The 1253-nt window shown below is 41.3% G+C and carries 2 protein-coding genes; both read left to right on the top strand.

Translation table 11 applies throughout. The annotated features are described in order from the left end of the window. Window positions 1-665 precede the first annotated feature (665 nt). The gene (locus F6K53_RS43450; RefSeq protein WP_293023374.1) at window positions 666-950 is read left to right on the top strand and encodes a BrnT family toxin; all 285 of its coding nucleotides are present in this window, start codon (window positions 666-668) and stop codon (window positions 948-950) included. A 4-nt stretch (window positions 951-954) separates the two neighbouring features. Continuing rightward, window positions 955-1164, top strand: a complete 210-nt coding sequence (locus F6K53_RS43455; RefSeq protein WP_293023376.1) for an antitoxin — start codon at window positions 955-957, stop codon at window positions 1162-1164. Window positions 1165-1253: the final 89 nt, after the last annotated feature.

Consider the following 1253-nt stretch of genomic DNA (forward strand, 5'->3'; position numbering starts at 1 on the left):
AGTATGTCGTCCCCCCTACTCATTGCGGCCCAATTAAAATCCATTTCTACCTTGACGGTAAGCCTGTTAGTTCTACAGGTACCCTTGGGTGGAGGGGCGCACCTGGCCAGTTCAGTAGCCTTCCCTTGACCTCACGTGAAATTGATCTCGGCCCTGTTTCCTCAGGAAATCATTCCATTAGTTTAGAGGCAGAAGGGGAAGCTGCGGGTTGTAATCCTGGGCGGCTCACTTCTTGGTTCGGTAATTTACAGGTCTGGACATCAGTTTTGGATAAGTAGTTCCGTAGGGTGCGTTAGGGGAGCCCTCATTTTCTCGGTAGCCAGAGTTGGGACAGTCCGCCCCGTAACGCACCACTGTTGGGTCAAATAATAAAAATGAGATCCACCCGAAAGTGCCAACCCTTTAATGTTTTGTGTGGTTTGATTGCCTATTGCTATCAGCTGCGATATTGTATAGCATTTGTAATAGAAAATCCCTCGAAGTCAATCCCATCAAAGTTATTAGATTGCGTTGCCGTAGCGTGACTTTTCAGGCAAAGACCGACGCTGTGCGAACCGTCAATCGTTTAAGGGCGACCGGGCAAGCATCGCCATCAAGTAGCTTGGGTTTAGGCTGGCGTTACTCTACCATTACCATACTAAACCATTATGTCTTAAAATATAAACATGAATCAATTAGTTTTTGAGTGGGATAACGAAAAGAATCGAATCAATAAAAAAAAGCATGGTGTTTCATTTGAAGAAGCAAAATCGGTTTTTTATGATGAGAAGGCAATCCAGTTTTGGGACGAAGATCATTCTGAGATAGAAGACCGATTTTTACTCCTAGGCATAAGCTCGAAAATGCGAATCTTACTGATTATTCATTGTTACCGAGAGGAGGAATCAGTAATCAGAATCATTTCAGCCCGCAAAGCCACCAAAAATGAAAGTAAACACTATCGAGGATAAAACCATGAAACCAGAATATGACCTTGCCAATATGAAAAGCCGCCCCAATCCTTATGCCAATAAATTAAAGCAACCAGTAACTTTGCCTTTGAGGATTGATGTAATAGAATATTTTGAAGCCAAGGCGCAAGAAAAAGGAATTTCTTACCAAGAATTAATCAATTTATACCTTCACGATTGTGTTGTCAGTAAACGAGAACTATCGTTTGAGTAGCGGAACTTAAACCAGGGTAAGCTAATGTAATTTTGTATCCAAAAATACATAAAAAAGTTATTTTTTAGTATGATAAAACTTTTAATCTG

The sequence above is a fragment of the Moorena sp. SIO4A1 genome, from assembly GCF_010672065.1.
GTDB lineage: Bacteria > Cyanobacteriota > Cyanobacteriia > Cyanobacteriales > Coleofasciculaceae > Moorena.